The organism is Paraburkholderia sp. SECH2 (assembly GCF_030464795.1).
Lineage (GTDB): Bacteria > Pseudomonadota > Gammaproteobacteria > Burkholderiales > Burkholderiaceae > Paraburkholderia > Paraburkholderia aspalathi.
The window spans coordinates 451,525-478,159 of sequence record NZ_JALPRH010000002.1; the positions used below are offsets into that span (position 1 = coordinate 451,525).

The 26,635-nt window shown below is 63.6% G+C and carries 23 protein-coding genes, 2 tRNA genes and 1 pseudogene; 10 read left to right on the plus strand and 16 right to left on the minus strand.

The features are described 5' to 3' along the window. Window positions 1–142: 142 nt before the first annotated feature. Together M0D66_RS06455 and M0D66_RS06460 are read right to left on the minus strand one after the other, a co-directional pair. Window positions 143–1,555 (minus strand): MATE family efflux transporter, encoded by a 1,413-nt coding sequence (locus M0D66_RS06455; RefSeq protein WP_093640550.1) that lies wholly within the window; start codon window positions 1,553–1,555, stop codon window positions 143–145. Window positions 1,556–1,800: 245 nt separating this feature from the next. Next, window positions 1,801–2,019, minus strand: a complete 219-nt coding sequence (locus tag M0D66_RS06460) for an RNA-binding S4 domain-containing protein (RefSeq protein WP_011489423.1) — start codon at window positions 2,017–2,019, stop codon at window positions 1,801–1,803. Between the two features lie 323 nt (window positions 2,020–2,342). Between M0D66_RS06460 and M0D66_RS06465 the strand changes: the two genes are divergently transcribed. Both M0D66_RS06465 and M0D66_RS06470 read left to right on the plus strand, forming a co-directional pair. Beyond that, window positions 2,343–2,798, plus strand: coding sequence for a hypothetical protein (locus tag M0D66_RS06465; RefSeq protein ID WP_200621410.1), 456 nt, complete (start codon window positions 2,343–2,345; stop codon window positions 2,796–2,798). A gap of 190 nt (window positions 2,799–2,988) precedes the next feature. After that, a complete protein-coding gene (locus tag M0D66_RS06470; protein ID WP_266209543.1) occupies window positions 2,989–5,199 on the plus strand; it encodes an ATP-dependent helicase in 2,211 nt (736 codons plus the stop codon). Window positions 5,200–5,207: 8 nt separating this feature from the next. Here the strand turns inward: M0D66_RS06470 and M0D66_RS06475 are convergent, their stop codons facing one another. The 8 genes and pseudogenes from M0D66_RS06475 to fdxA all read right to left on the minus strand — a co-directional run bounded on the left by M0D66_RS06475 (window position 5,208) and on the right by fdxA (window position 9,911). Next, window positions 5,208–5,975, minus strand: coding sequence for a DUF4088 family protein (locus M0D66_RS06475; RefSeq protein ID WP_093640544.1), 768 nt, complete (start codon window positions 5,973–5,975; stop codon window positions 5,208–5,210). 339 nt (window positions 5,976–6,314) lie between these two features. Next, on the minus strand, window positions 6,315–6,638 hold the full coding sequence (locus M0D66_RS06480) for an AzlD domain-containing protein (protein ID WP_200618359.1): 324 nt from the start codon (window positions 6,636–6,638) through the stop codon (window positions 6,315–6,317). Between the two features lie 122 nt (window positions 6,639–6,760). Then, a pseudogene (locus M0D66_RS06485) lies at window positions 6,761–7,474 on the minus strand (AzlC family ABC transporter permease); the annotation flags it as partial. A gap of 96 nt (window positions 7,475–7,570) precedes the next feature. Continuing rightward, the gene (locus M0D66_RS06490; protein ID WP_093640538.1) at window positions 7,571–8,398 is read right to left on the minus strand and encodes an AraC family transcriptional regulator; all 828 of its coding nucleotides are present in this window, start codon (window positions 8,396–8,398) and stop codon (window positions 7,571–7,573) included. Window positions 8,399–8,525: 127 nt separating this feature from the next. Beyond that, on the minus strand, window positions 8,526–9,002 hold the full coding sequence (locus M0D66_RS06495; protein ID WP_093640536.1) for a CreA family protein: 477 nt from the start codon (window positions 9,000–9,002) through the stop codon (window positions 8,526–8,528). A 255-nt stretch (window positions 9,003–9,257) separates the two neighbouring features. Continuing rightward, window positions 9,258–9,333 (minus strand) — tRNA-Asn (locus tag M0D66_RS06500). A 62-nt stretch (window positions 9,334–9,395) separates the two neighbouring features. Continuing rightward, window positions 9,396–9,471, minus strand: a tRNA-Asn gene (locus M0D66_RS06505). Between the two features lie 116 nt (window positions 9,472–9,587). Continuing rightward, on the minus strand, window positions 9,588–9,911 hold the full coding sequence (gene fdxA, locus M0D66_RS06510) for a ferredoxin FdxA (protein WP_054036179.1): 324 nt from the start codon (window positions 9,909–9,911) through the stop codon (window positions 9,588–9,590). 280 nt (window positions 9,912–10,191) lie between these two features. Between fdxA and pncB the strand changes: the two genes are divergently transcribed. From pncB to M0D66_RS06535, 5 genes are all read left to right on the plus strand, one after another. Beyond that, entirely contained in the window at window positions 10,192–11,388 is a 1,197-nt protein-coding gene (gene pncB / locus M0D66_RS06515; RefSeq protein ID WP_093640533.1) for a nicotinate phosphoribosyltransferase, read from the plus strand. A gap of 194 nt (window positions 11,389–11,582) precedes the next feature. Next, window positions 11,583–12,245, plus strand: coding sequence for a lactate utilization protein C (locus tag M0D66_RS06520; RefSeq protein ID WP_093640530.1), 663 nt, complete (start codon window positions 11,583–11,585; stop codon window positions 12,243–12,245). Between the two features lie 64 nt (window positions 12,246–12,309). Beyond that, complete coding sequence (locus M0D66_RS06525; protein WP_200618360.1) at window positions 12,310–13,737, plus strand: sodium:proton antiporter; 1,428 nt, start codon at window positions 12,310–12,312, stop codon at window positions 13,735–13,737. Window positions 13,738–13,803: 66 nt separating this feature from the next. Then, window positions 13,804–14,793 carry a D-glycerate dehydrogenase gene (locus M0D66_RS06530; protein ID WP_211706025.1) on the plus strand — a complete coding sequence of 330 codons (990 nt, stop codon included), beginning with the start codon at window positions 13,804–13,806 and terminating at the stop codon, window positions 14,791–14,793. Further along, window positions 14,790–16,235 carry a DNA recombination protein RmuC gene (locus M0D66_RS06535; RefSeq protein ID WP_266209551.1) on the plus strand — a complete coding sequence of 482 codons (1,446 nt, stop codon included), beginning with the start codon at window positions 14,790–14,792 and terminating at the stop codon, window positions 16,233–16,235. The genes M0D66_RS06530 and M0D66_RS06535 overlap by 4 nt, the downstream gene beginning before the upstream one ends. Window positions 16,236–16,262: 27 nt before the next feature. Here the strand turns inward: M0D66_RS06535 and M0D66_RS06540 are convergent, their stop codons facing one another. The 6 genes from M0D66_RS06540 to M0D66_RS06565 all read right to left on the minus strand — a co-directional run bounded on the left by M0D66_RS06540 (window position 16,263) and on the right by M0D66_RS06565 (window position 23,797). Then, the gene (locus M0D66_RS06540; protein ID WP_175051062.1) at window positions 16,263–16,751 is read right to left on the minus strand and encodes a GNAT family N-acetyltransferase; all 489 of its coding nucleotides are present in this window, start codon (window positions 16,749–16,751) and stop codon (window positions 16,263–16,265) included. Continuing rightward, window positions 16,751–17,026: a hypothetical protein gene (locus tag M0D66_RS06545; protein ID WP_054036190.1), complete on the minus strand. Its 276-nt coding sequence runs from the start codon at window positions 17,024–17,026 to the stop codon at window positions 16,751–16,753. The genes M0D66_RS06540 and M0D66_RS06545 overlap by 1 nt, the downstream gene beginning before the upstream one ends. 100 nt (window positions 17,027–17,126) lie before the next feature. Next, on the minus strand, window positions 17,127–18,428 hold the full coding sequence (glp, locus tag M0D66_RS06550; protein WP_266209552.1) for a gephyrin-like molybdotransferase Glp: 1,302 nt from the start codon (window positions 18,426–18,428) through the stop codon (window positions 17,127–17,129). A 74-nt stretch (window positions 18,429–18,502) separates the two neighbouring features. Further along, window positions 18,503–19,117: a molybdenum cofactor guanylyltransferase MobA gene (gene mobA, locus M0D66_RS06555; protein WP_093640515.1), complete on the minus strand. Its 615-nt coding sequence runs from the start codon at window positions 19,115–19,117 to the stop codon at window positions 18,503–18,505. A gap of 13 nt (window positions 19,118–19,130) precedes the next feature. Beyond that, a complete protein-coding gene (moaA, locus tag M0D66_RS06560) occupies window positions 19,131–20,240 on the minus strand; it encodes a GTP 3',8-cyclase MoaA (protein ID WP_093640512.1) in 1,110 nt (369 codons plus the stop codon). Between the two features lie 242 nt (window positions 20,241–20,482). After that, window positions 20,483–23,797, minus strand: coding sequence for an Rne/Rng family ribonuclease (locus M0D66_RS06565; RefSeq protein ID WP_266209553.1), 3,315 nt, complete (start codon window positions 23,795–23,797; stop codon window positions 20,483–20,485). Between the two features lie 732 nt (window positions 23,798–24,529). Between M0D66_RS06565 and M0D66_RS06570 the strand changes: the two genes are divergently transcribed. Genes M0D66_RS06570 through M0D66_RS06580 form a run of 3 tightly spaced genes read left to right on the plus strand, consistent with a single transcriptional unit; the run spans window position 24,530 to window position 26,617 of the window. Further along, complete coding sequence (locus tag M0D66_RS06570; protein ID WP_266210427.1) at window positions 24,530–25,564, plus strand: RluA family pseudouridine synthase; 1,035 nt, start codon at window positions 24,530–24,532, stop codon at window positions 25,562–25,564. Beyond that, a complete protein-coding gene (locus tag M0D66_RS06575) occupies window positions 25,557–26,216 on the plus strand; it encodes an HAD-IA family hydrolase (RefSeq protein WP_200618366.1) in 660 nt (219 codons plus the stop codon). The genes M0D66_RS06570 and M0D66_RS06575 overlap by 8 nt, the downstream gene beginning before the upstream one ends. Next, the gene (locus M0D66_RS06580) at window positions 26,213–26,617 is read left to right on the plus strand and encodes a Rieske 2Fe-2S domain-containing protein (RefSeq protein ID WP_200618367.1); all 405 of its coding nucleotides are present in this window, start codon (window positions 26,213–26,215) and stop codon (window positions 26,615–26,617) included. Before M0D66_RS06575 ends, M0D66_RS06580 begins: the two co-directional genes overlap by 4 nt. The last annotated feature ends 18 nt before the right edge of the window (window positions 26,618–26,635 follow it).

Consider the following 26,635-nt stretch of genomic DNA (forward strand, 5'->3'; position numbering starts at 1 on the left):
GCGGTTTTGCCAGAGGGCGCATTTTACCGTTCGCGGCGTGTTTGCCGGGAAACGATGGTTGCGGGCGCAACCATCCGCGACATGCCGGGTTAAGGCCGACCGCAGGCTCACCTCAGGTGACTTCAGGTGACTTCAGGTGACTTCAGGCCGAAGGGGCAGGTGGCGTGCCCGGCATAACCGGCACGCGCCGCAAGCTCAGTTTGTGAAAGCGCAGCGTCATCAGCAGCGCGACGCTGGCAAGGCCGGCCGCGAGTCCCCACCACAAACCGCGCGCGCCCAGCCCGAAGTGAAATGCCATCACGTAACCGGTCGGAAAGCCGATGACCCAGTAGCCGAACGTCGCGGCGATCATCGGCACGCGCGTGTCCTTCAGACCGCGCAGGCAACCTGAACCGACCGTCTGCATGCCGTCGACGATCTGGAAGATCGCCGCCACGCCGAGCAGCGAACTCGCCAACGTCACCGTCGCGGCGTTGGCCGGGTCGTCGAGATGCAGATAGAGGCCAACGATCCAGTGCGGCGCGGCGATCAGCACGATGCCCGACAGCGTCATGAAGCCGACGCCGAGCGCGAGCGCGACGAAACCCGCGTGGCGCGCGGCGAGCGGCTGGCCGGCGCCGGACCAGTAGCCGACCCGCACATTGGCTGCCTGACCGATCGCGAGCGGCACCATGAAGGCCACCGAGGCGACGTTCAAGGCGATCTGATGCGCGGCCAGTTGCGACTCGCCGAGCAGGCCGACCATCAGGCCAGTGGCGAGGAACAGCGTCGATTCGACGCCATAGGTGATCGCGACCGGCCAGCCGATGCCGAACAGCTCGCCCATCAACGGCACGTTCGGCCGCGTCGCGACGACGAAATGCTTATAGCGTGGCCGCAGATGCAACAGGGCCATCAGCACGAGCGCGCTCAGCCAGACGGTGATCGAGGTGGCCGCCGCAGAACCGAGAAAGCCCAGGCGAGGCAGTCCGTAGACGCCGTGAATCAGCCCGTAGTTGAGAAAGCCATTGACGAACACACTGATGAGCGACACCCACAGGAGCCGCTTGGCCGCGCCAATGGCCGGCAGGAACGAGCGCATCAGGCCGACGCCGATCAGACTGCCGAGCGAACCCCAGCGCAGCACCGCTGCGTATTCGCCGACGTTGTGCGCGAGCAGCGCGGGTTCGCCGAAGGCCAGCAGGATCGGCGTGGCGAACGACAGCAGGAAGAACGCGGGCACCGACAGCAGCACCGACAGCACAAAGCCGGTCCAGTAGATATGCGGCACGCGGCCTTCGTCCTGCGCGCCGCGCGCATGCGACACGCTGACGCTGACGGAGGTAAGCACGCCCTGCAGCAGCGTCACCACAACGAAGAACAGATTGGCGCCGAGGCCGCCGGCGGCGAGCGCGTCGGGGCCGAGCGAGCCGAGCAGGATCGTGTCGGTGACGCCCATCGCCATTTGCGAAAGTTGCGCGATGGCGAGCGGCGCGGCGAGCCGGGCGGTGTCGGCGGCGTGGCGGGTCAGGGTCGGAGGCCGGGCGGCCACCCGGGTGAAGCCGGATTGAGTCATGGAGCGCTTTGAAGCGGAAGGGGCGACAGCGTGGCGGAGGGCGCAGCCCGGCCGATTCGCGGGGCGTGCGTGCTGCCGGTGAGGCAGCGATGCGGCGAAATGCGCGGGCTCACCGGAGCGTAGGGCGGCTGTCAGCCGATTGTTTGTCTGTCGAAACTGACAGCTTATTGCTTAGGCGCGGGGATGTCGATGGAATGGGCACGATTTTGGTGCGCGCGGTCCCCCGAGTTTTCGGACTCGGCGCGTCAGGCCTCGTGCACCGCGATGCGCGTATCGCCCAGCAGCACGACCTGGCCCGCGCGGATTTTGCAGGTTTTACGCGTTTCGACCCGGCCGTCGACGGTCACCGCGCCGTCCGCGACCATCATTTTTGCCGACCCGCCGCTGTCCGCAAGCCCCGTTATCTTCAGGAGATTGTGCAGTTCGACGTAGTCGCCGGTCAGTGTGAAATCGAGGTTGGGCATGGCGTTTGCGCCTTCAAGCAAAGGGTTCGCATCATAAGCCACAAGCTTGCCCTAATGAATAGTCGGCGTGTAGTCCGTGTACTGCCGGAGCGTTTTCGGGCGATTGCAAGCAGATGTTATGTAGTTGTCAGAAAATGAAACGTTCCGTAACACCGGTCGTCTATTACGAACTTCACTCGTAAAGTGCGGGTCTGTAGAAAAGCTTGCTGGATTTTTCCCGGCAACGAATAGACCGGGCGAGGTGCGCATGGCATGAAGCACACGTCAATGTGCCGCACCGGATACGGCGCCCGCGTCACAACAACCTTAGAGAGGATTTAGCCATGACTCAGATTCGTACGCTCCTGATCGGTACCGCCCTGACTGCTTTTGCTGCCACCGCGGCGTTCGCGCAGACCGCGCAACCGGCCGCCGGTGTGAACGGCCAGGCACAGGTCCAAACCCAAGGCGCCGACGTCGCGCCTGCGGCTCCGGCCGCGCAAGGTGTGCAGCCGGTGACGCCGGCGCCGACGCGTCTGACGGCATCGGGCTCGACCGATCCGCTGGTCCAGAAGCGCGACGCCAACGCGCAGGCTAACGCCGAATACAAGGCGTCGAAGAAGGCGTCCAAGGCGGAGTTGGCGCAACAGCAAAAGGCTGCCAAGTCGCAGTACAAGCAGCAGGTGCGCGACGCCAAAATCAACCAGAAGGCTGACAAGCAAACAGCCAACAACGAAATGAAGATGAACATGCAAGGCCAGGCGTCCGATCAGGACAACGGCGCCGACGTGAAGCACTAAGCCTGAGTTGTTCTGATGAACCACAAGGCGCGGCGACAAGCTTAGCCGCTGCCTCAACCAGCCTTGCCGCGGGACGTCGTCAACGTCTCGCTGTGTCCTGGCAATGAAATGGCCCGGAGCGCGTATGCGTCCGGGCCATTTCTTTTGGGATGCGGTACGGAAAAAAGGGTCGCTTGTCTCCGATACTTGTATGGATATACAGTATGCGTCGCCGCGTCAATTCCACCTCAGACCCGAATCCACTGTGCTCTCCGTCGCTGAATCTTCGCCTCCGTCTGCTTCCGGTACAGATAACGATACCGCCGCCTGGCTGGCCAAGCTCAACCACGCGCAACGCGAAGCCGTCGAATATGGCGCAGACAGCCCTAACGCGCCGCCGGGCGCGCTGCTGGTGATCGCGGGGGCCGGCTCCGGCAAGACCAACACGCTGGCGCACCGGGTCGCCAATCTGGTGGTGAAGGGCGCCGATCCGCGCCGTATTCTGCTGTTGACCTTCTCACGCCGCGCCGCGCTCGAAATGACCCGCCGTGTCACGCGCATCGCCGGAGCGGCGCTCGGTACGCGGGCTGCGCTGGCGCAAGGGCTGACCTGGTCCGGGACCTTCCATAGCGTCGGCGCGCGGCTTTTGCGCGAATACGCGGACCTGATCGGCCTCGCGCCCGCCTTCACGATTAACGACCGCGAGGATTCCGCCGACCTGATGAATCTCGTGCGCCACGAGCTCGGTTTGTCGGCGAAAGAGCGGCGCTTTCCGGCCAAGGGCACCTGCTTTGCAATCTACTCGCGCGTGGTGAATACCGGCGCGTCGCTTGCCGACGTGCTCAACAGCGCCTTTCCCTGGTGCCGCGAGTGGGAAGCCGATTTGCGTATGCTGTTCGCCGCGTACGTCGAAGCCAAGCAGAAGCAGAGCGTGCTCGATTACGACGATTTGCTGCTCTACTGGTCGCATATGGCCGCGGAGCCGGCGATCGCGGCCGATCTGTCGGCGCGCTTCGATCACGTGCTGGTCGACGAGTATCAGGACACCAACCGCCTGCAGGCGTCGATCCTGCTCGCGCTGAAACCGGACGGCCGCGGCCTGACCGTGGTCGGCGACGACGCCCAGTCGATCTATTCGTTTCGCGGCGCGACCGTGCGCAACATTCTCGACTTCCCGGCGCACTTCAATCCGCCCGCGAGGCAAATCACGCTCGAGCGCAATTACCGCTCAACCGGGCCGATTCTGGCGGCGTCGAACGCGGTGATCGAGCTCGCCAGCGAGCGCTATACGAAGAATCTGTGGACCGACAAAGCGTCGGCGCAGCGCCCGCGTCTGGTGACGGTTGCCGACGAAGCGGATCAGGCGCGCTATATCGTCGAACAGGTGCTCGAAGCGCGCGAGCAGGGCATGAAGCTCAAGTCACAGGCGGTGCTGTTTCGCGCCGCGCATCACAGCGCCGCGCTCGAAATCGAACTGACCCGGCGCAACATGCCGTTCGTGAAGTTCGGCGGCCTGAAGTTTCTCGATTCGGTGCACGTCAAGGATGTGCTCGCTGTGCTCCGCTGGGCGGAGAATCCGCGCGACCGTGTCGCGGGTTTTCGCGTCGTGCAATTGCTGCCGGGCATCGGCCCTGCCACCGCTGCGAAGGTGCTGGACGAGGTTGTGGCGCGGGCGCGTGACGGCGATCCGGCCGATTTCACCCACAGCGCCGGTGGCGCGCTGGCCGCCTTTGCGCCGCCCGCTCGCGCGCAGGAGGACTGGCATCCGTTCGTCAAGCTGATGTCGAGCGTGTACGGGCGGCAGACGCCGTGGCCGGCCGATTTCGAAATGGTGCGGCGCTGGTACGAGCCGCATCTCGAGCGCAACCATGAGGACGCAGCGATCCGCCATGCGGACGTGCTGCAGATGGAAAGCATCGCGGGCACCTATGCGTCGCGCGAACGCTTCCTGACCGAGTTGACGCTCGATCCGCCCGACGCCACCAGTGACGAATCGGGCGTGCCTTTGATCGACGAGGACTACCTGATTCTCTCCACGATCCATTCGGCGAAAGGTCAGGAGTGGCGCAACGTGTTCGTGCTGAATGGCGTCGACGGTTGCATTCCGTCCGATCTCGGCACGGGCAGCGAAGAGGAAATCGACGAGGAACGCCGCCTGTTATACGTGGCGATGACGCGCGCGAAGGAAGACCTGCATATCGTCGTGCCGCAGCGCTTTTACGTGCATAACCAGACGCACATGGGCGACCGTCATGTGTGGGCGTCGCGCACGCGCTTCATTCCGGCGCATCTGATGCCTTTGTTCGACGCCTACGCTTGGCCGCGCGTGCCCGTGCCGAGCGCGCCGACAGCGGCGGGACTGGCCGCGGCGGCGCAGGCGAAGATCGAGATCGGCGCGAAGCTCAGAAAGATGTGGGACTGAACCTGCTTTTACCGCGACTGCCGTTGTTGCTGTTGCGGCGCCGGACGCGGCGGTACAAAGAAATTGCGCAGCCAGGCGGCGAGGCGTGAGAACACGTCATACGGTTCTTCGACGAAGATTTCCGGCTTCAGCAGGCGCAGATACTCCATGATCTGCTGCGCTTCCTGCTTCTGGAACGAGCCGTGCGAAATGCCGAGGCGCAGGAGTCCGCGCAGTTCGCCGAGCTTTTCGCGCGCCGTGCTGCCCACGCTTGTTTCGCAGGCCACTTTCGCTTCGTAGACGCGCTGACGCAGCGATTCCACCAGACGCCAGGCCGGCGTCTGCATGACTTCCTCGAGCGCCTGAATGTCCTGCGCGGCGCTCTTGATCTGCGCCGCGAGCGGATCGATCAGCACTGCGTCACCTTCCGCTTCCTTGACGATGGCCGCCGCCCAGTCGCGGCACTGCTTGGTGAGCTCTTCCGGCGTCCATTCCGAGCGGGCCGCAAAGCCGAAACCGAATTCTCCCGCCTGCCTCATCAGAATCGCGACGACGTCCGGGAATTCCTTGTCCAGTGTGCGTTTTGCCCATGCGTACTGGCCACCCTGCAACATCCGCTGAACCGCGTGTTCGGTTAGCGGCACCATGTTGTCGAGCAGCTTGGCGCGCAAAAAATCCTCAAACGACGGCGTCGCGAACTGCGGATCGAGCTTCAGCGAAACCCGCAGAAAAGCGTCGAAGTCCTTGCGCAGCGTCGCAATGGTCTCGTCTTTGAGCGTGAGGGTGATTTGACCCATGTGTTATCCCGTTTGGTCCTGCCGCGCTGCATTGTCATGTCGGCGGTTCGCGCACTAACCCCGTGAGACGCGACGCCCGTGCTAGCGCGGTTGAATCCTGCCTGTTGCCGCGTAACCAGCGGGACGTATCCCGATGAGCGGACCTCGACTTCATATCGGCGGATTCAGGGAAAACTTAAGGGTGTGGGGCGTAGTGGCAGCGGCTTTAGAAGGATGCGTCGCTTGTGAAGGCAGCGCGAGGCGGGCGCCGCCCCATGGCGAGCCCGCTGCGCTTGGCGCCTGCGGCAACGTGGGCGCCGTAGGCGCGGGATGTAGACCTCGCAGTGCTATGAGCTGCGCCTATTTAAGCACAACGCCTTGCCAGACAAAAAAGACTGCCAGGCCGACCGCGATAGTCAGGAGCGGTCGCCGCGTCAGCGCGCTGACGACGATGGCGGCCAGCGCCCCGACCAGTTGCGGATTGCGCCAGGTCAGTTCGGCGTCGGCACCGTGCGGCGAGACCGCCATCGGGACGATGATCGCCGTCAGTACGGTAACGGGCACGAAGCCGAGCGCGGTGCGCACGAGCGGCGGAAACACCAGCCGGTCGCCGAGCACGAAGACCGCGGCGCGGATCACCCACGTAATGGCGGCCATGCCGAGGATCAGAACGACGTAGTTCATCGCGATGCCTCCATGGTTTCCTTCGAGGTTTTCCTCGGGGTGTCCCGGCGGGGGCCCTGTGGGCTTTCACGCGACGCTGCTCGCGAGGATTCGGGATTGCCCCGCGCGCCTCGCCCAAAGCGCGGCGCCGACAGCAGGACACCGATGGCGACGCCCGCGAACACGGCGCCGAGCAGGCCGAGCTTGTACGGCCACGCCTGCCAGAAGAAAGCCAGCGTGCCCGCGGTCGCGGCCGCCGCGATATAGCGCACTGCAACGAGCTGCGGCACGACGATCGCGATGAACGTGGCGACCATCGCGAAATCGAGCCCGAGCGACTGCAGGCCCGGAAAGGCCGCGCCGAACAGCAGGCCGGCGACGGTCCAGAGCTGCCAGTTCAGGTACATGGCCAGACCCGCGCCAAAGAAGTAGTGCGGGCCGACCGTGCCGGGCTCCCGATGCCGGTAATGCTCCCACGCGACCGCGAAGACTTCGTCGGTGAGCAGCGCGCCGAGCGCCCAGCGCCAGCGAGAGGGCAGGTGCGCTACGTGTGGCGCGAGCGTCGCGCTATACAGCACGTGACGCAGGTTGACGACGAGCGTGGTCGCCCAGATCACCGCAAAACTCGCGTGGCCGGCGATCAGGCCCAGCGCGATGAATTGCGCCGAACCGGCGAACACGACGAGCGACATCAACTGTCCGTGCCATAGATGCAACGGGCCGGATGCGACCAGGGTGCCGAAGATCACGCCGAAGGGCGCTGCGCCGACCATCATCGGGATGATGTCGCGCGCGCCGGCGGTGAATTCTTTTAAGTGGCCTGCGCTTGAGGGCTGGCCTGGGTTGGAATGGGTCAATCTTGCCTCCTTGATTCGGGAAGCATAGCGACTGGTGGCGGACGGGGCTTGTACGTTCTTGCGGTGGTCTTGCGGTAGGTGGGGGCGAAGCGTGCGTCAGTTGCCTTGCCAGCGCCCCGGCGGCACGCCGAACATGCGGCGGAAATGGCGCGTGAAATGGCTTTGATCCGTGAAACCGCTCGCCGCGGCGACATCCGTCACGGAAACGCCGGCGCGCAATGGCGCGAGCGCGCGCTGCAAGCGCACCTGGTTGCGCCATGCGTGGGGCGGCAATCCGGTGGTCTGCGTGAAAAGGCGCGCGGCGTGGAAGGGCGAGAGTCCTGCTGCCCGTGCGACCTCGGCTAACGTGACAGCTTCGGCGAGGTCGCCGGTCAGGCGCTCCTGCATTGTCGCGACGCGGGCGTCGTCGGCGGCGAGGCGCCACGCTTCCGGCTGTGTTTGCGCGTAGCGGACCAGCAAGGTGGACAGCGCGTCGAGCATCGCGGCCTCGGCGGCGAGTGGATCGTCGCCGGCCTCCAGCAGGCAGTGAGCGCGTGCCAGACGCTGCGCCAGATCGGGATCGCGGATGACGCCCGGCGCGAACCACGGCAATGCTTGCGGCTTGCCGGCAACGTCGTTGGCAAGCTCGTGAATGAAATCCACCGGCGCATACATCACGCGATAGCGCCAGCCCGCCTCGACAGCCTTCGAGCCCGTGTGCAATTCGCCCGGATTGATGATCGGCACGCTGCCCGCTTCGGCGACATAGTCCGAGCCGAGATACCGATAGCCCTCGGCCCCCGCGACGATCACGGGAATCGTGTACGCATCGTGCCAATGCGGCGAGAACTCGTGATCGTGATATTCCGCCGTGAGCAGATCCGCGCCGGGCAAAAGCGGCGTGCGCCAGTAGCGGGCGGAATCCTGGAAACGATGGGCGGTCATGGTGAAAGTCTGGCGATCCTGCTGTCCGGCATGACCGGTCAGTGTAGCGCGCCGCGGCCGTTGCGGTCACGCATGCGTGTACGTGCGTATACGTTCTTGCGCAGTGAGCGTGGCCGCGGAGCGGCGATTACTTGACCGGAATCGTCGTGCCGGCCGGCATCGGCACGGCGCTCACGCTGTTTTTCGCGCTGCCGCTGACTACACGATCGCTGTACGTCATGTACACCAGCGTGTTGCGCTTCGCGTCGACCACTCGCACCACATGCAGCGATTTGAAGATCAGCGACATGCTGACCGAGAACACATCGGATTGCTGCTTCACAGGGCCGGTGAAATGAATCGCGCCCACTTGCCGGCAAGCGATCGATGCTTCGGTCGGATCTTCGGCGATGCCGAGCGTGCCCTTGACGCCGCCCGTGCGTGCCCGCGAGACGTAGCAGGTCACGCCCTGGACGAGCGGATCATCGTAGGCCTCGACGACCACGCGGTCGGAGCCGGTAATGCGGAAGTTGGTATTGACGCTGGCGACTTCTTCGCTGTGAACGAGTGGGATGGAAAGGGCTGTGGCGGCTGCAAGCGCAAGGCGCATCACGGTGGGTTTCATGGGCGGGCCGGGAATGAGTGCTTGGGTTGGGCGCGAGAGATCCGCGCCGATAAAGCACCATCGTATAACGGTGTGGCCGCCAGAGGGTCAGTGCAAATGCGCCAGGTCATGCGCTATCTTCCGGCCGGAGCCGACCACGTCGCCCCTCGATTCAAGCCACCGGATCCGGCATTGAAATAGGGCAGACCAAAAGGCCAGACCAAAAGGCCAGACCAAAACAAAAAGGCCCGCACGAATGCGGGCCTTTCAAATTTTTGGCTCCTCGACCTGGGCTCGAACCAGGGACCTACGGATTAACAGTCCGGCGCTCTACCGACTGAGCTATCGAGGAACAGCAGTACAACTTGATCTACATAAAAAAGCCCGTATTGGTTAACGGGCTTTTGCAATTCTTGGCTCCTCGACCTGGGCTCGAACCAGGGACCTACGGATTAACAGTCCGGCGCTCTACCGACTGAGCTATCGAGGAACAGAACAACAAACAGCAGAGAAGCGAAATTGTAGGAGGTGACTAGACGCCTGTCAATACCCTGCATTCATCTCGATTTGGTCCGAATGCAACGGCAGGGGCGGGCGCGGCGCCGCTCAGCGTACGAGCAGGGCCAGCTTTTCCTTCACGTCCTTGAATTCGTCGGCTTCCGGCAGCGGCGCTTTGGTCTTGGTGATGCTCGGCCAGTTCTTCGCGAGATCGGCATTCAGCTCGGTGAAGTGCTGCTGGTCGCCCGGCACGTCTTCTTCGGCATAAATGGCGTTCACCGGGCATTCGGCCACGCACACGGCGCAGTCGATGCATTCATCGGGGTCGATCGCGAGGAAGTTGGGACCTTCGCGAAAGCAGTCCACCGGGCACACATCGACGCAGTCGGTATAGCGGCACTTGATGCAGCTTTCGGTCACAACGTGAGTCATTCAGGCAGCTCCTGCATGCGGAATCAGGGGAGGCGAAACGCCAAAAGCGCTATTGTAACGTAACGTCAAGAGCCGCATGCAGCATCGGGCAACGGCTTTTATACGTTTTTGTGATTAGTTTATGGCGTCCGGCGAGCGCCGCCCGCCGACGCGCTGAATCCGGATGCATTCGGGTAACATGCGTCAGGTTGGCGCGCACGGGGCGCGCCGCACGCGCATGGGTTGACGCGGTTGGTCGAGCCAAGCCTTCCGTTTTTCCTGCAGTCCAGTTCGCACCATCATGATTATTACTTCGCTGCTCGACACCGATCTGTACAAGTTCACGATGATGCAAGTGGTGTTGCATCACTTTCCCGCGGCGAATGTCGAGTACCGGTTTCGCTGCCGCACGCCGAATGTCGACCTCGTGCCGTATATCAGCGAGATTCGCGACGAAGTGCGCAAGCTCTGCGATCTGCGCTTCACCGACGACGAGCTCGACTACCTGCGGCGCATGCGCTTCATCAAGGGCGACTTCATCGAGTTTCTCGCCCTGTTCCATCTGAACGAGAAATACATTTCGATTTCGCCCTCGCCGAAGGGCAATGGTGAAATCGACATCGAGATCAAGGGGCCGTGGCTGCACACGATCCTGTTCGAGATCCCGATGCTCGCGATCGTCAACGAAGTCTACTTCCGCAACACCCAGCAGAAGCCTGACTACAGTGAAGGGCGCGGCCGTCTCGTCGAGAAGATCAAGCTGCTCGGCGCCCGCCCGGAATTCGCCGACTGCAAGATTGCCGACTACGGCACGCGCCGCCGCTTCTCGAAGCAATGGCACGAAGAAGTGATTCTCACGCTGAAAGACGGCCTCGGCGAACAATTCGCCGGCACTAGCAATGTCTTTTACGCGATGAAGCACAGCCTCACGCCGCTCGGCACGATGGCGCATGAATACCTGCAGGCGTGTCAGGCGCTCGGTCCGCGGCTGCGCGATTCGCAGATCTTCGGCTTCGAGATGTGGGCGAAGGAGTATCGCGGCGACCTGGGTATCGCACTGTCGGACGTGTACGGCATGGAAGCCTTCCTGCGCGACTTCGACATGTACTTCTGCAAGCTGTTCGACGGCGCGCGCCACGATTCCGGCGACCCGTTCGACTGGGGCGAGCGCTTGCTCAAGCACTACGAGGCGAACCGCTGCGACCCGCGCACGAAGATCCTCGTGTTCTCCGACGCACTCGACATTCCGAAGGTGCTGCAACTGTACGAGCGTTTCCGCGGCCGCTGCAAGCTGGCATTCGGCGTAGGAACGAATCTGACAAACGACCTGGGCTACAACCCCTTGCAGATCGTCATCAAGATGGTTCGCTGCAACGGTCAGCCGGTGGCGAAGCTGTCGGATTCGCCGGGCAAGAACATGTGCGACGACAAGGCCTATCTCGCGTATCTGCGTCAGGTGTTTGGCATTGCGCAACCCGAGGAAGACGCGGCGAAGTAAGGTGGCGTCTGCGCGGCGCGTGTGCGACTCATGTGTCGATGTCTTGTGCCGATATTTTGCTGGGATCTCGCAGAGATCGTGCTCGCCGCGTGGCCGATACGCTGCCTTAGGCCGTTCGGCCAGGGTGTTCGCGCGCAGGGTGGCCGGTATAATTCCCGCCATATCGCACGGCTGTCGACACGAGGATTTCGCATATGGACACATCGATTGCCCGCCGCAACATCCTGGCGCGCATCCGCGCGGCACAAGGGCGCGAGCCTGAGCCCTCCGCTGCCGAGCGCGAGGCGGCTGCGGACTATCTGGCGCGCCATCCCGAGGGTCCGCGTCCGGAGATGCCGGCCGATCTGACCACGCGCTTCATCGAAGAAGCGCAGAGAATGGCCACCACGGTCGACACGGTCGACTCGCTGGGCGACGTGCCTTCCGCCGCGCATCGCTACCTCACTGAACACGCTTTGCCGCTGCAAGCGATCGCATGGCAAACCCTGCAAGATCTTCAATGGGCCGAAGCCGGCCTTCACGTCGAATTCCGCAAACCTGAAGACGGCGACGTAGTCGGTCTCACTGGCTGCTTCTGCGCGACTGCGGAGACGGGCACGCTTGTTCTGTTGTCCGGACCGGAAACCTACGCATCGGCAGGCTTGCTGCCGGAAACGCATATTGCAATCGTGCCGGCTTCGCGCATCGTCTCAGGACATGAAGAGGCATTTGGGCTGATCCGCAGCGAACGCGGTGAACTTCCGCGCGCGGTCAATTTTGTCTCCGGGCCGTCGCGCACCGGCGATATCGAACAGACTATCGTGCTTGGCGCACATGGGCCGTATCGGGTGCATGTGATCGTCGTGCGTGGCGCTTGAGCGTGGCGAGCGGCCAGGCCTCCGGCCGCGCACCGTCACTCGCGCAAATAAGGACTTCAAGAATATGAAACGACATGCCGTGTGGGCGAGCATGACGCTCGCTGCTGCTCTGACGTTGGCCGGGTGGCCTCAACTAGCATCGGCGGCTACGCTTGATGGCGCGACGCTGTCGGCGATGTGGGGCCTGCCGTTTGCGGGCGTGCTGTTGTCGATCGCGGTGTTTCCGTTGGTCGCACCGGCATTCTGGCATCACCATTTCGGCAAGATCGCGGCAGCGTGGGCACTGCTCTTCCTGGTGCCGTTTGCGCTTACCTTCGGCACGGGCGTCGCATTCGGAACCTTGGTGCACGCGGTGCTCGAAGAATACATTCCGTTCATCGTGTTGCTGACGGCGCTTTATACGGTCGCGGGCGGCATCTGCGTGCGCGGCAATCTGCATGGCACGCCGCGCCTGAATACTGCAATTCTCGCGCTCGGCACGCTATTGGCCAGCATCATGGGCACGACCGGCGCGGCGATGCTGCTGATCCGCCCATTGCTGCGCGCAAACGACAATCGCAAGCACGTCGTTCATGTGGTGGTGTTCTTCATCTTTCTGGTCGCGAACGCGGGTGGCTCGTTGTCGCCGCTCGGCGATCCGCCGCTCTTCCTCGGCTTCCTGCAAGGCGTCAGTTTCTTCTGGACCACCACGCATCTGGCGGTGCCGATGCTGTTTGTCTGCGTCGTGCTGCTGGCCGCGTTCTATGCGTTGGATTCGTACTATTTTCATCGGCGTGAAGAAGAGCGTTCGCGCTTTCTCGATCCGACGCCGGATTCGCCGCCGCTAGGCGTCGACGGCAAGATCAACTTCCTGCTGCTTGCGGCCGTGATTGCGCTGGTTCTGATGAGCGGACTCTGGAAATCCGACGTCGTGTTCGACGTTTTCGGTACGCACGTCGCGTTGCAAAATGCCGTGCGCGACGTCGCGCTGATCGGCGTCACCTTGCTCTCGCTGGCGTTGACGCCGCGCGCGGCACGCGCCGGCAATGACTTCAACTGGGCACCGATCGAAGAGGTCGCCAAACTGTTTGCGGGCATCTTCGTGACGATCGCGCCGGTCATCACAATCCTGCGCGCCGGCGAGGCGGGCGCGTTCGCCGGCATCGTCCATCTGGTCAACCCGTCCGGCCAGCCCCACGACCTGATGTATTTTTGGGCGACTGGCCTGCTATCGTCGTTTCTCGACAATGCGCCGACCTATCTGGTGTTCTTCAACCTGGCTGGCGGCGACGCGCAGACACTGATGACCACTGGCGCCACGACGCTCGCGGCGATCTCGGCCGGCGCGGTGTTCATGGGCGCCAACACGTATATCGGCAATGCACCGAACTTCATGGTGAAAGCGATCGCGGAGTCGCGCGGCGTTCGCATGCCGAGCTTTTTCGCGTATCTCGGCTGGTCGGTTGTGGTGCTGGTGCCGCTGTTTCTCGTCACCGGCTGGCTGTTTTTTTGACGCATGATTTCACGCCTATTCTGACGCCGAGGTAGTTGGACTCGACGCGCTATCCGGAGAATTGCAATGCAGAAGATCCTCGTCGCCCGCCCGATCTTTCCCGATGTGATCGAACGGCTCAAACAGTATTTCGATGTCGACTGGCACCAGGGTGAAGTCTTGCCCGCAGACGAGTTGACGCGCCGTCTCGCGGATAAAGACGGCGCGCTGACCGCGGGCGATCCGGTCGGCGCGGCGACGCTCGCCGCGGCGCCGCGTCTGCGCGTGGTGTCGAACATGGCGGTGGGCTACAACAACTTCGATATGGCTGCGTTCAACGCGGCGAACGTGCTCGGCACCAACACGCCGGACGTGCTGAACGAATCGACCGCCGATTTCGGCTGGGCGCTGATGATGGCCGCGGCGCGCCGCATCGCCGAATCGGAGCACTGGCTGCGCGCGGGCAAATGGCAGAAGTGGACCTATGACGGTTTTCTCGGCACCGACCTTTACGGCTCGACACTTGGCGTGATCGGCATGGGCCGGATCGGTCAGGCGCTGGCGCGTCGCGCCAAGGGTTTCAACATGCAGGTGATTTATCACAACCGTTCGCGTGTCGCGCCGGAGATCGAGGCGGAGTTGAACGCGGAATACGCGTCCAAACAGGACCTGCTGCAGCGCGCCGATCACGTGGTGCTCGTCTTGCCGTACACGAAGGAAAACCACCATACGATCGGCGCAGCCGAATTCGCGCAGATGAAGCCGACCGCAACGCTCACCAACATCGCACGCGGCGGCATCGTCGACGATGCCGCGCTGGTCGAAGCGCTCCGCACGAAACAGATTGCCGCAGCGGGCCTGGATGTTTACGAAGGCGAGCCGCGTCTGAATCCGGATCTGCTGACGGTGCCAAATGTCGTACTGACACCGCATATCGCCAGCGCGACCGAAGCAACGCGCCGCGCCATGGCGAACCTCGCCGCGGACAATCTAATCGCGGCACTGGGCGAAGGTCCACGTGCCGGCCGGCCGCCGAATCCGATCAACCCCGAGGTCATCGGCAAGGCGCGTTCATGACAATGATTCTGGTGGCGGCCGTTGCCGTGCTGGCGGTCGCCTTGGTCATCGCGTTGGCGTTGCTGATGCGCGGTAGTCGCACTGACGGAAGCGAGCAGTTCGAGATTCTCAGCGAACGTATCGATACGGCGGCGGATGCGCAGTCGCATGCTTATGAGCGGCTCGAGCGGCAACTGCGCAACGACATCACGGAAACGGCGCGCGTCTCGCGCACCGAGCAGAGCAGTGGGTTCGCGCACTTCCAGCAAACGCTGGCATCGCAATTCAGCAGTATGACGACGGTGCAGGGCGGCAAGATCGATGGCTTCGCGCAGCAACTCGACGCCGTGCGTCACAGCTTGCAGCAGCAGGCGCAGCAGGCACGCGATGAGCAGGGGCGCACGCTCAAGCAGTTCGGCGACACGCTGACCCTGCAACTGGGCCAGCTCACCGAGTCGAACGATCGCCGCTTCGCCGAAGTGCGTGCGACCATCGAGCAGCGCCTGAAAGACATCGAGGCGAACAACTCGACCAAGCTCGACGAGATGCGTCGCACCGTCGACGAAAAATTGCACGCCACGCTCGAACAACGCCTGGGCGAATCGTTCAAGCTGGTGTCCGACCGGCTGGAGCAGGTGCATCGCGGTTTGGGTGAAATGCAGACGCTGGCTGCGGGTGTCGGCGATCTGAAGAAAGTGCTCACTAACGTCAAAACGCGCGGCACGTGGGGCGAAGTGCAGCTCGAAGCATTGCTCGAACAACTGCTCACGGCGGATCAATACGCAAAGAACGTCGCGACGATACCGAAGAGCGCCGATCGCGTCGAATTCGCGATCAAACTGCCGGGCCGTGCGGAGGTGGGTGGTCCAGCTACGCCGGTCTGGCTGCCGATCGACGCCAAGTTCCCGCGCGAAGACTACGAGCGGCTGATCGAGGCCCAGGAGCGCGCCGATCCGGTTGCGGTGGAGGAGGCGTCGCGCGCACTCGAAGCGCGGATTCGCGCCGAGGCACGCACGATTGCAGAGAAGTACGTGTCACCGCCGCACACCACTGATTTCGCGCTCCTGTTTCTGCCGACCGAAGGTCTGTACGCAGAAGTCCTGCGTCGGCCGGGCCTGACGGACCTGCTGCAACGCGACTATCGCGTGACGATTGCCGGCCCGACCACGCTGACCGCCTTGCTCAATAGCCTGCAAATGGGCTTCCGCACGCTGGCGATCGAGCAGCGGTCGAGCGAAGTGTGGCAAGTGCTCGGCGCGGTGAAAACGGAGTTCGGGAAATTCGGTGACGTGCTGGCCAAGACCAAGGCGCAGCTTGAAACCGTCACGCGTTCGATCGAAGCCGCGGAGACGCGCACCCGCGTCATGAACCGCAAGCTGCGTGACGTCGAGGCGTTGCCGGGTGAAGAGGCGAGCGGGTTGCTCGGCGATGCGCTAACGGGTGTGGATCCCGACGAGCAGTAGAGTCTGACGGTTGGCTTGAATGTAAACTCAGGAAGCGGCTGCGGCGGCCAACTGTTCCAGCGCGTCGCCCGTCAGACGCACGACGCGCCAATCCGGCATCACTGTCGCGCCCAATTTTTCGTAGAAGCTAATGGCCTGCTTGTTCCAGTCGAGCACGGTCCATTCAAAGCGTCCGCATTGCCGCTCGACTGCCAGTGCCGCCAGCCTCGCGAGCATCGCGGCGCCTAGCCCGCTACCGCGCTGACCCGGTTGCACGTAGACATCTTCGAGATATAGTCCGCGCTTGCCGGCGAAGCTCGAGTAATTGTGGAAGAACAGCGCATAGCCGACGATGCGTCCTTCGTTTTCCGCCACCAGTGCTTCGATCGAGGGCCGCGCGCCGAACAGGGCGTCGCGCAATCCGTCTTCGGTCGCGACGAATACGTGCGTGAGGCTCTCGAATTCGGCCAGTTCGTACGTCAGCGCGAAGATAGCGCCCGTATCCGCAGGCGTCGCGGCGCGGATCGTGGCGGGCATTACGCTTCTTCCGGCGCGTCGGTCAGTTGGATTTCGATACCGCCAAAGCGCGACGCCACCCAGTTGTAGGCGTGGCACGCAATCCACAGCAGGATGAAGCCGAGAATCGCGTTCAGCAGCAGCGCACTGAACACGGTGCTCAGTTCGACCGAGCCATAGCGGATGAACGCCACCAGCACGCCGAGCAGCACGATCGGCACCGAGAATGTCAGGTACACGAGGATAAGCGCTTTGGCCGTCTGTCCCGGTGCAATGAACGAGATCTGTTTTTTCATGTAAGTCAAACCCGTGTGTCGTAGTGGTAATGGGTAAAGCGTGCAAATGAGGCTGAAAGCGCGGCCGCAAAACGCCGCCGCGAAAGCGTTCAGTCAGGCGTCAGATCAGGCCGTCGAACAACATGATATCGACGTGCTCGCCCTCGCCAATATCGGCTTCATCGTGCCCGAGAACGATGAAACAATTTGCTTCGCTCATCGAACTCAGCACGCCGGAGCTTTGAGAGCCGGTCGGCGTGACATGCCATTGGCCGTGCGCATCTTGCCCGGCGACGCCGCGCTGGTATTCGGTGCGGCCGGCGCGCTTGCGGATGGCCTGGCGGCTGGCGGCGCGCAAGACCGGCAGCGGCTGCGGCGTAGCGCCGGACATCAGCAGCAGCGCTTCGCGCACGATCTGGTAGAACGTCACCATCACGGCCACGGGATTGCCCGGCAAGCCGAAGAATAACGCGGGTAGCCCGAGACCCGGATGCGCGCCGGACCAGACGCGGCCAAAAGCGAGCGGCCGGCCCGGACGCATCGCGAGACTCCAGAAGGCGACGTCGCCGAACGTCTGCAGCAATTGCTTGGTGAAATCCGCCTCGCCGACCGAGACGCCGCCCGACGTCAACACCACGTCGGCGCTGGCTGCGGCGCTGCGCAATGCAGCCTCGAGCGCCGCGGGTTCGTCGCGCACCACGCCCAGATCGAGCGTATCCATGTTCAGGCGCCGAAGCATCGCAAACAGCGTGTAGCGGTTGCTGTCGTACACCGAACCCGGGTCGAGCGGCTCGCCCAGCGAGCGCAATTCGTCGCCGGTTGAGAAAAACGCGACGCGCAGGCGCCGCCGCACGTTGACTTCGCCGATGCCAAGCGAAGCCAGCAAGCCGAGGTCCGACGCGCGCATGATGCGGCCGGCGCGTAGCGCGGCATGGCCGCGGGCGAGGTCTTCGCCGGCGAGCCGCCGGTTGGCGCCGCCCCGCAAGGCGTTGGCGGCAAAACGGATCGAGGTGGAATCGGCGCTGCGCTCGACAAGCTCCTGCGGCACGACGGTGTCGCAGTCAGCCGGCATGCAGGCACCCGTCATGACGCGTACGCATTGCGTCGTGTCGACGTGGCCCTGGAACGGATGACCCGCCAGCGCTTTGCCGGCGATCGTCAAATTGACCGTGGATTCACTCGTTGCCAATGCCGCGCTATTGAACGCGTAGCCGTCCATGGCCGAATTGTCGTGCGACGGGACGTTGATCGGCGAAACGATATCGGCTGCGAGCACGCGGCCGAGCGCATCGCGCAAGGGCACGCGTTCGACCGCCGTGACGGGCGTTGCCCATTGACGGACGATCGCCTGGGCGGCCGAAACAGGTAGCGCATGAGGATCGTACTGCGCGACGCAGCTGGAAAATTCGTTAAGCGTGGTCATGAAGGGCTGGACGTCGCGATCGGCGGCGGAAGCGGCTGTTGCCGTGCGGCCGGAGCGGGATTTCAACCGGGGCCTCAGCAACGCTCGAGGTCGGCGAGTTCTTGTAACGAATTGATATTGTAAAACGCGCGCTCGTCGGTAAAGGCGACTTCGACCGTCTTGTGGCGCGCGTACCACGCGCGAACCTTACGCTCGCCGGCGTCGAGAAAGGCCGCCAGGTCGTCGGCGAGACTCGTGCGCAGCAATGCGAACACGGGATGGAGCGAGACGTGGCCTTCGGCGTTCGTGGTCGTGACGGTGGCGATGTCGGCCTGATGCGAGCTCAGTGCCTGCGTGAGATGGGCGGCGAGATCGGCGGGCAGCCCGGGCGTGTCGCAGGGCGCGCTTAGCACGTACGCGGTGCCGGCCGCGCGTAGACCGGCGAGCAGGCCCGCCAGCGGTCCGGGGAAGCCGGGCAGGGTGTCCGCAAGCACCTTGGCGCCGAACGGCGCGCCCAGCGCCGTATAGACCTCAGGGTGACGATTGGCGCTGATCAGGAGGGCGCCGGTTTGCGGTGCGAGCCGCTTCAGCACGTGAGCGGCGAGCGGCTCGCCGTGCAGCGTTTGCAGGCCCTTGTCGACGCCGCCCATACGCACGCCGCGTCCGCCCGCGAGGACCAGACCGGTGATGTGTTCGCGAGCCGGGTTCATGGGCGCGGCCGGTTTAGCCGCCGATGTACGACATTTCCACGCGGCGGGCGTCCTGCGCGCGCGGTGCGGCTGCATTGCTGCCGCGCAATTGTGAATAACGGTCGCCGCGGCCTTGCCAGATTTCGGCGACGGCGGTGGCGATATCGGCATCGCTCGCACCGCTGCGCAGCAGCCCACGCAGATCGTGACCGGACGAGGCGAACAGGCACAGATACAGCTTGCCCTCGGTCGACAGACGCGCTCGCGTACAACTGCCGCAAAACGCGCGCGTCACGCTCGAAATCACGCCGATTTCGCCACCGCCATCCACGTAACCCCAGCGCTGGGCGGTTTCGGCTGCGCTGTGCGCTTCGAGCGGCATGAGCGGGAAATGCTCGGCGATGCGCGTCACGACGTCGGCGGAAGGTAATACCTCGGTCATGTTCCAGCCGTTCGACGTGCCCACGTCCATGTATTCGATAAAGCGCAACACCGCGCCCGAGCCTTTGAAATGCCGCGCCATCGGCACGATTTCGCCGTCGTTGGTGCCACGTTTGACGACCATGTTGACTTTCACCGGCGCGAGTCCCACCGCGTGCGCCGCGGCGATCCCGTCCAGCACGTCGGCGACCGCGAAGTCGGCGTCGTTCATGCGGCGAAACAGGGTGTCGTCAAGCGCGTCGAGACTCACCGTCACGCGGGTCAGGCCGGCGTCTTTCAGGCTGCGCGCCTTACGCTCCAACAGCGAGCCGTTGGTGGTCAACGTCAGATCGAGCGGGCGGCCTTCCGGCGTGGCGAGTTGCGCGAGCCGTTCGATCAGGAATTCCAGATTTTTGCGCAGCAGCGGCTCGCCACCCGTAAGACGGATTTTCTCGACGCCGTGCGCGACGAAGAGCCGCGCCAGCCGTTCGATTTCTTCGAAGCTGAGCAGTGCGCTATGTGGCAGGAAGGCGTAATCCTTGTCGAACACCGCGCGCGGCATGCAGTAGACACAGCGGAAATTGCAGCGATCCGTCACCGAGATGCGCAGATCGCGCAGCGGGCGCGCCAGCGTGTCGTGCAGCGCGCCGCTGGGCGCCTGCACGGGGCCGGTAATGACCGGCACCGCGCTGAGATCGGCAACAGGGATGATGCGTCGGGACATGAATTGCTTCGCTTGATGCTTCGTTTCGGGCTGCTTAAGTGCCGGGCCTGGTGCTGCGACCGGTGCTGCGATTGGAACCTAGATATTCATTCTAGCGGAAATGCATCCGGCGGCTGCCGGCGCCAGGACGCCGTCCGGGTATACGGGGAGGGGCATAAAGCCCGTAATCGGACGGGGCCGCGGCGCCCATAAAACAAAAAGCCCGCCGGTGAGGGCGGGCTTTTTGCCTGGCGGCGGTTCGCTTACTGCGGATGCTTACCGGTTTCCACCATTTGCATCGGCGCGGTTTCGACCGGCGGCAATGCCTTACGCTCGCGACCTACGCGAACCGGCTTGGCCGCTTGCGCAGCCGCTTCCTGCGCGGCCCGCAGCTTGTCGGCGTCGGTGTTCACCCAGACGAGACCGGCTTGTTCCAGCACCGGCTTCAGGGCTTCAGCCGACACACCGGCATTACGTGGCGCTTGCGGCGCAGCAACTGCAACGGGCGTCGGCTCAATTGCTGCCGGTTCAACGACCGCTTCAACTGCCGGTGCGACCCCTGCCGCGACCGGTTGCGCTTCGAAGATATCGGCTTGCCGTGCCGGCTGGGCGGCCGGCGCTTCGACCACTGCTGCCGGAGCCACCGTTTCCACCGGAGCCGGTGCGGCTTGCGCTTCAACTACCGGAGCAACTGCCGGCGCTTCGACCCGAGTTTCAACCGGAGCTTCAAAGCGGGCGACCGGTTCGGCGAGCGAAACCGTCTCGCTGGCAGCCGGCGCAGCTTGCGCGGCTTCAACCGGCGCGGCAACGGCTTGCGCCACCGGCGCTTCCACGGCCTGCTCGACCGCAACCGGTGCAACCGGCGCTTCTGCGACCGGCACAACCGTTTCCGTCTTCGCAGCCTGCTCGGCGGCCAGCGCCGGCGTTTCGGTTACAGCGTGCAGTTCGCTGACCACAACGGTTTCCGTCGCGACAGCAGCAACAACCACTTCCACCGGCTTGACTGCAGCCGCTTCGTTGACTTCAGCCTTGTGCTCGACCGCTTGGTGCGCGGTGCGCACCGGTGCGTCATCGGTCACATTGATGTTGTCGCCTTCACCTTCCGCAACGTCCGCAGCCAGGTTGCCGTTCACGTCTTCTTCACGCTCACGACGACCACCACGACGGCCGCGACGGCGACGACGGCGCTCTTCACCTTCACGCGCCACCGCTTCCTGATCGACCGGCATACCGTTTTCGCCCAGGGCGGTCTGGTTTTGCGCCAGCTCTTCCGCCGTTTGCGCGTCGCTCTGCGTCAGTGCATCTGCGGCTTCCGGCTGCTGCTTGCGGCGTTCGCCACGTTCAGCGCGCTCGCCACGCTCACGGCGTTCGCCGCGTTCCTGGCGTTCACCACGTTCCTGGCGTTCACCACGTTCGGCGCGCGGTGCGCCCTCGACGGTTTCCGCACGATCGCTGCCGCGATTGTCGCGGTCACGGCCCTCGCGACCTTCACGCGGCTCACGAGCCTCGCGCGGTTCGCGGCCTTCACGGGTCTCACGCGGTTCACGCTGCTCACGGTTAGCGCGCGGCTCGCGCGATTCACGTGCTTCACGCGGCTCACGACCTTCGCGTGCTTCACGCGGTTCGCGTTCCTCGCGACGCTGCGACGGTTGCTGACCCTGAGCCTGACGGCCGCCGGTCGCGCCTTCGCCACGGCCCGTTGCATCGCGGCCGCCTGCGCCGCTACGGCGGTTGCGGTTGCGATCGCCGCCGCGTTCGCCGGTGCGCTCACCGCGCTCCGTGCGTTCGCCGCGTTGCGGACGCGTCTGCTTTTCGGTCGTAGCCGGTGCGACAGGCGCCGGCGCGGCCGGCTGCATGCCGAACAGATTCTTCAACCAGCCAATAAAGCCGCCGCCGGCCGGAGTGACGGCCACCGGTGCCGGGGTTACTGCCGGACGGACCGGCGCGCTCGGGGCCGGCTTCTCAGGCGTGATGCCCTTGACCGCGGCTTCCTGCTTCGGCTTCACTTCCTCGGCGCGCTTGCTGTAACCGGTTTCCGATTCCAGTTCACGGGCCGCTTCTTCGGCCATCTTCCACGAAGCGCGCGGCTCGTCGAGGCGCGCATCGTCGTGACGCAGGCGCTCGAGCTTGTAATGCGGCGTGTCGAGATGCTTGTTCGGGATCAGAACGACGTTGACCTTGAAACGCGATTCGATCTTGTTGATTTCGGCGCGCTTTTCGTTCAACAGGAAGGCGGTCACTTCGACCGGCACCTGGCAATGGATCGCCGCGGTGTTTTCCTTCATCGCTTCTTCCTGAATGATCCGCAGCACTTGCAGCGCGGACGATTCGGTATCGCGGATGTGGCCCGTGCCATTACAGCGCGGGCACGTCACATGGCTGCCTTCCGACAGAGCCGGGCGCAGACGTTGACGCGACAGTTCCATCAGGCCGAAACGCGAGATCTTGCCCATCTGGACGCGTGCACGGTCGTGCTTCAGCGCGTCTTTCAGGCGTTGCTCGACTTCGCGCTGGCTCTTGGCCGATTCCATGTCGATGAAGTCGATCACGATCAGGCCGCCCAGGTCGCGCAGGCGCAACTGGCGGGCCACTTCGTCGGCGGCTTCGAGGTTGGTGCGTGCCGCCGTTTCCTCGATGTCGGCGCCCTTGGTGGCGCGTGCCGAGTTCACGTCGATTGCGACTAGCGCTTCCGTGTGGTCGATCACGATGGCGCCGCCCGAAGGCAGCGGGACCGTGCGCGAATACGCGGTTTCGATCTGGTGTTCGATCTGGAAGCGCGAGAAAAGCGGCACGTCGTCGTGATACCGCTTCACCTTGCTGACATTATCCGGCATCACGATATCCATGAAGGCGCGAGCCTGGTCATGGATTTCGGTGGTGTCGATCAGAATTTCGCCGATATCCGGCTGGAAATAGTCACGAATCGCGCGAATAACGAGGCTCGATTCGAGATAAATCAGCATCGGCTGGCCGCTCGAACCGCTTTGCGACGCGGCTTCGATGGCGCGCCACAGTTGCATCAGGTAGTTCAGGTCCCACTGCAGCTCTTCGGCGGAGCGGCCAATACCGGCCGTACGCGCGATGATGCTCATGCCTTCCGGCAATTGCAGTTGCGCCATGGTTTCGCGCAGTTCCTGGCGGTCGTCGCCTTCGATCCGGCGCGATACGCCACCGCCGCGCGGGTTGTTCGGCATCAGAACCAGATACCGGCCGGCGAGCGAGATGAAGGTGGTGAGGGCCGCGCCCTTGTTGCCGCGTTCTTCCTTTTCGACCTGAACGATCAGTTCCTGGCCTTCACGGAGGGCGTCCTGAATGCGCGCGGAGCGCATGTCGACGCCGTCACGGAAATACTGGCGGGCGACTTCCTTGAACGGCAAAAAGCCGTGGCGGTCTTCGCCGTAGTTGACGAAACAGGCTTCGAGCGACGGCTCGATGCGGGTGATGATGCCCTTGTAAATATTGCCTTTGCGCTGTTCGCGGCCGGCGGTTTCGATGTCGATATCGATGAGTTTTTGCCCATCGACGATGGCGACGCGCAGTTCTTCCTGCTGCGTCGCGTTGAACAACATTCGTTTCATTGAACGGCTCCAGGCGGCTTAGCTAGCCCTCAGCTGCGCGGTTGTCAGTCGCGAGAGCCACGAGGGCAGCGGCATGCCGCGCCTTATTGTGTTTTCACAAGCACGCTGGAGCGGGAAAAATGGCGGGAGAATTGCCTGAGAGGGCCCGGCCCCATTGAAAAATGGGCGCGGTGCCGCAGGGCACATGCGAACACGGCTTCAAATAACGACCCGACACGCCGCGGGTTCTGCCAGCAGACCTTCATAAGCCTTTCGTCCACTCGCGCCGGTGCGCCAACTGGGCGCGTGACCGGAGGGCCGGAGGCTGCGGTCATGCCGCAGCGGGAAGTTCGCGCAGTCGGCGCGTCTTTTCTCGCTGGGGGTGTCTCGCCTCATTTTGACGTCGCCATGTCTTGTATTTTCTACAAGACGCCTCGGGCGCACGCCGTATTTTCGCAACTCGCAGCTTCCTACAGCAGGGCGTCAGACCGCCCGATACCGAAGCTGAAAGTTAAATTCTTTTTTACCAAAATTCCGTTACCGTCGAAGCCGACCTTGACCGAACGCGCCTGTGGGCGCCGTCCCTGCCGGGCACTGACTTCGTGCGTGCAACATGTTGCATCTCATTTTCAGGGTGAGCAACCAGACCCCGGCGCAAGTAAAATAACGGTTTATCGCTTGCACCTGCGCAATCCGCCCGAATTCCGGACACTGCGCCGGCCGCCGCAGACTGCTGGGCAAATTATATTCATAATGAAAGAGTTAGGCAAAATATCCCAGAAATCGGTCGCAAGCGACCAGGTCTCGATGATCGAGATCGATGACAGTGCGGCCGGACAGCGCATTGATAACTTCCTGTTGCGCGTCTGTAAGGGCGTGCCCAAAAGCCATATTTACCGCATCCTGCGTAGCGGCGAGGTGCGTGTGAATAAGGGTCGGATAGACGCGCAGTACCGCCTCGAGCTGGGCGATCTGGTGCGCGTGCCGCCCATTCGCGTCGCTCAACCGAACGAAGCGATTGCCCAGGTGCCAGTGCCGAACGCCGATTTCAAAATTATTTTTGAAGACGAGCACATGCTCGTGCTCGATAAACCGGCCGGCGTGGCGGTCCACGGGGGTAGCGGCGTGGCGTTCGGCGTGATCGAACAGATGCGCGAAGCGCGGCCCCAGGCGAAATTCCTCGAATTGGTGCATCGGCTGGACCGTGAGACCTCCGGCATCCTGATGCTCGCCAAGAAGCGCTCCGCGCTGGTCAATCTGCACGAGCAGATTCGCGAGAACAAGATGGATAAGCGCTACTATGCGTGCGTCCACGGCGAATGGGCGAGCGACTGGGGCCGCCGCCGCGCGGTCAAGGAGCCGCTGCATAAGTATTTGACTGCGGACGGCGAGCGACGCGTGCGTGTCCAGGCCGACGGCCTCGCGTCGCACACGGTTTTCAATCTGATCGACCGCTGGCCGGGGTACGCGCTGCTCGAGGCGGAACTGAAGACCGGCCGCACGCATCAGATCCGCGTCCATTTGCAGCATCTGGAACTGCCGATCGTCGGCGATGCCAAATACGGCGACTTTGCGCTGAACAAGGCGCTGGCGCGCGCCAACGCCAAGCCTGGCCTGAAACGCATGTTCCTGCACGCATACCGCCTTAAGCTGACGCATCCGGCGACCGGCGCGCCCGTGCAGTTCGAGGCGCCGCTGCCGGCCGAATGCCGCAGTTTCGTGGCGCAGCTCAATGAATTACGTGAATCACAAAATGGGTCAAACCCGGAGACGACACCGCATGGCTAGAGAGCAATTTGATCTGATCGTCTTCGACTGGGACGGAACGCTGATGGATTCGACCGCGCACATCACGCGCAGCATCCAGTCGGCGTGCCGCGATCTCGGTCTGCCGGTTCCCGCCGATGAGGCCGCCAGCTATGTGATCGGCCTCGGCCTGCGCGACGCGCTGCAAATCGCCGCGCCTACGCTCGATCCGTCCGACTACCCGCGTCTGGCGGAGCGCTATCGCTTCCACTATTTAGTGAAGGATCAGACCACCGAGCTGTTCGTCGGCGTGCGCGAGATGCTGCAAGAATTGCGCGATCTGGGTTATCTGCTGGCGGTGGCGACCGGCAAGAGCCGCGTCGGGCTGAATCGCGCGCTCGACCAGTCGCGTCTGACGAGCCTGTTCGACGGCACTCGCTGTGCGGACGAAACCTTCTCGAAGCCGCATCCCGCGATGCTGCACGAGCTTACGCGTGAACTGGGGCAGGATCCGGCGCGCACGGTGATGGTGGGGGATACGACGCACGATCTGCAAATGGCGATCAATGCGGGCGTCGCGGGCATTGGTGTCACATACGGCGCGCATCCTGCCGGCTCGTTGACGGCTTTGTCGCCGAAATTTGTCGCCTCGAGCGTGACCGACCTGTCCGGTTGGCTGCGAGAGAACGCATGAGTACGGGTATAACCGAGGCGGCGACGGAAGCGGTTCGCATTTGCGCGTCCGAAGAACTGGTCGATGGCGGCGCTGGTGTACGGCGCGCGGCCAGGCTCGGTGGTGGCGACGTCGTGGTATTTTTTGTTCGCTATGATGGCCGTGCATACGGCTATTTGAATCGCTGCGCCCACGTGCCCATGGAGCTCGACTGGGCCGAAGGGCAGTTCTTCGAATCGTCCGGTTTATACTTGATGTGCGCCACACATGGCGCGATTTACGCGCCAGATACGGGCAAATGCGTCGGCGGCCCGTGCCGTGGCGGCCGCTTGCGCCCCGTCCAGGTTGATGAGCGGGATACACCTGAAGGCCGTGCCGTGTTCTGGCTGCCGGACGGCGAACTGCGCCCGGCCACCCCCTGATTTTTCGCCTCTTCGATC

What these genes read in the sequence shown, in the direction of transcription:
- M0D66_RS06455 (WP_093640550.1), bottom strand. Translation starts at nt 1,555, where the DNA reads ATGACTCAATCCGGCTTCACCCGGGTGGCCGCCCGGCCTCCGACCCTG.
- M0D66_RS06460 (WP_011489423.1), bottom strand. Translation starts at nt 2,019, where the DNA reads ATGCCCAACCTCGATTTCACACTGACCGGCGACTACGTCGAACTGCAC.
- M0D66_RS06465 (WP_200621410.1), top strand. Translation starts at nt 2,343, where the DNA reads ATGACTCAGATTCGTACGCTCCTGATCGGTACCGCCCTGACTGCTTTT.
- M0D66_RS06470 (WP_266209543.1), top strand. Translation starts at nt 2,989, where the DNA reads ATGGATATACAGTATGCGTCGCCGCGTCAATTCCACCTCAGACCCGAA.
- M0D66_RS06475 (WP_093640544.1), bottom strand. Translation starts at nt 5,975, where the DNA reads ATGGGTCAAATCACCCTCACGCTCAAAGACGAGACCATTGCGACGCTG.
- M0D66_RS06480 (WP_200618359.1), bottom strand. Translation starts at nt 6,638, where the DNA reads ATGAACTACGTCGTTCTGATCCTCGGCATGGCCGCCATTACGTGGGTG.
- M0D66_RS06490 (WP_093640538.1), bottom strand. Translation starts at nt 8,398, where the DNA reads ATGACCGCCCATCGTTTCCAGGATTCCGCCCGCTACTGGCGCACGCCG.
- M0D66_RS06495 (WP_093640536.1), bottom strand. Translation starts at nt 9,002, where the DNA reads ATGAAACCCACCGTGATGCGCCTTGCGCTTGCAGCCGCCACAGCCCTT.
- fdxA (WP_054036179.1), bottom strand. Translation starts at nt 9,911, where the DNA reads ATGACTCACGTTGTGACCGAAAGCTGCATCAAGTGCCGCTATACCGAC.
- pncB (WP_093640533.1), top strand. Translation starts at nt 10,192, where the DNA reads ATGATTATTACTTCGCTGCTCGACACCGATCTGTACAAGTTCACGATG.
- M0D66_RS06520 (WP_093640530.1), top strand. Translation starts at nt 11,583, where the DNA reads ATGGACACATCGATTGCCCGCCGCAACATCCTGGCGCGCATCCGCGCG.
- M0D66_RS06525 (WP_200618360.1), top strand. Translation starts at nt 12,310, where the DNA reads ATGAAACGACATGCCGTGTGGGCGAGCATGACGCTCGCTGCTGCTCTG.
- M0D66_RS06530 (WP_211706025.1), top strand. Translation starts at nt 13,804, where the DNA reads ATGCAGAAGATCCTCGTCGCCCGCCCGATCTTTCCCGATGTGATCGAA.
- M0D66_RS06535 (WP_266209551.1), top strand. Translation starts at nt 14,790, where the DNA reads ATGACAATGATTCTGGTGGCGGCCGTTGCCGTGCTGGCGGTCGCCTTG.
- M0D66_RS06540 (WP_175051062.1), bottom strand. Translation starts at nt 16,751, where the DNA reads ATGCCCGCCACGATCCGCGCCGCGACGCCTGCGGATACGGGCGCTATC.
- M0D66_RS06545 (WP_054036190.1), bottom strand. Translation starts at nt 17,026, where the DNA reads ATGAAAAAACAGATCTCGTTCATTGCACCGGGACAGACGGCCAAAGCG.
- glp (WP_266209552.1), bottom strand. Translation starts at nt 18,428, where the DNA reads ATGACCACGCTTAACGAATTTTCCAGCTGCGTCGCGCAGTACGATCCT.
- mobA (WP_093640515.1), bottom strand. Translation starts at nt 19,117, where the DNA reads ATGAACCCGGCTCGCGAACACATCACCGGTCTGGTCCTCGCGGGCGGA.
- moaA (WP_093640512.1), bottom strand. Translation starts at nt 20,240, where the DNA reads ATGTCCCGACGCATCATCCCTGTTGCCGATCTCAGCGCGGTGCCGGTC.
- M0D66_RS06565 (WP_266209553.1), bottom strand. Translation starts at nt 23,797, where the DNA reads ATGAAACGAATGTTGTTCAACGCGACGCAGCAGGAAGAACTGCGCGTC.
- M0D66_RS06570 (WP_266210427.1), top strand. Translation starts at nt 24,530, where the DNA reads ATGAAAGAGTTAGGCAAAATATCCCAGAAATCGGTCGCAAGCGACCAG.
- M0D66_RS06575 (WP_200618366.1), top strand. Translation starts at nt 25,557, where the DNA reads ATGGCTAGAGAGCAATTTGATCTGATCGTCTTCGACTGGGACGGAACG.
- M0D66_RS06580 (WP_200618367.1), top strand. Translation starts at nt 26,213, where the DNA reads ATGAGTACGGGTATAACCGAGGCGGCGACGGAAGCGGTTCGCATTTGC.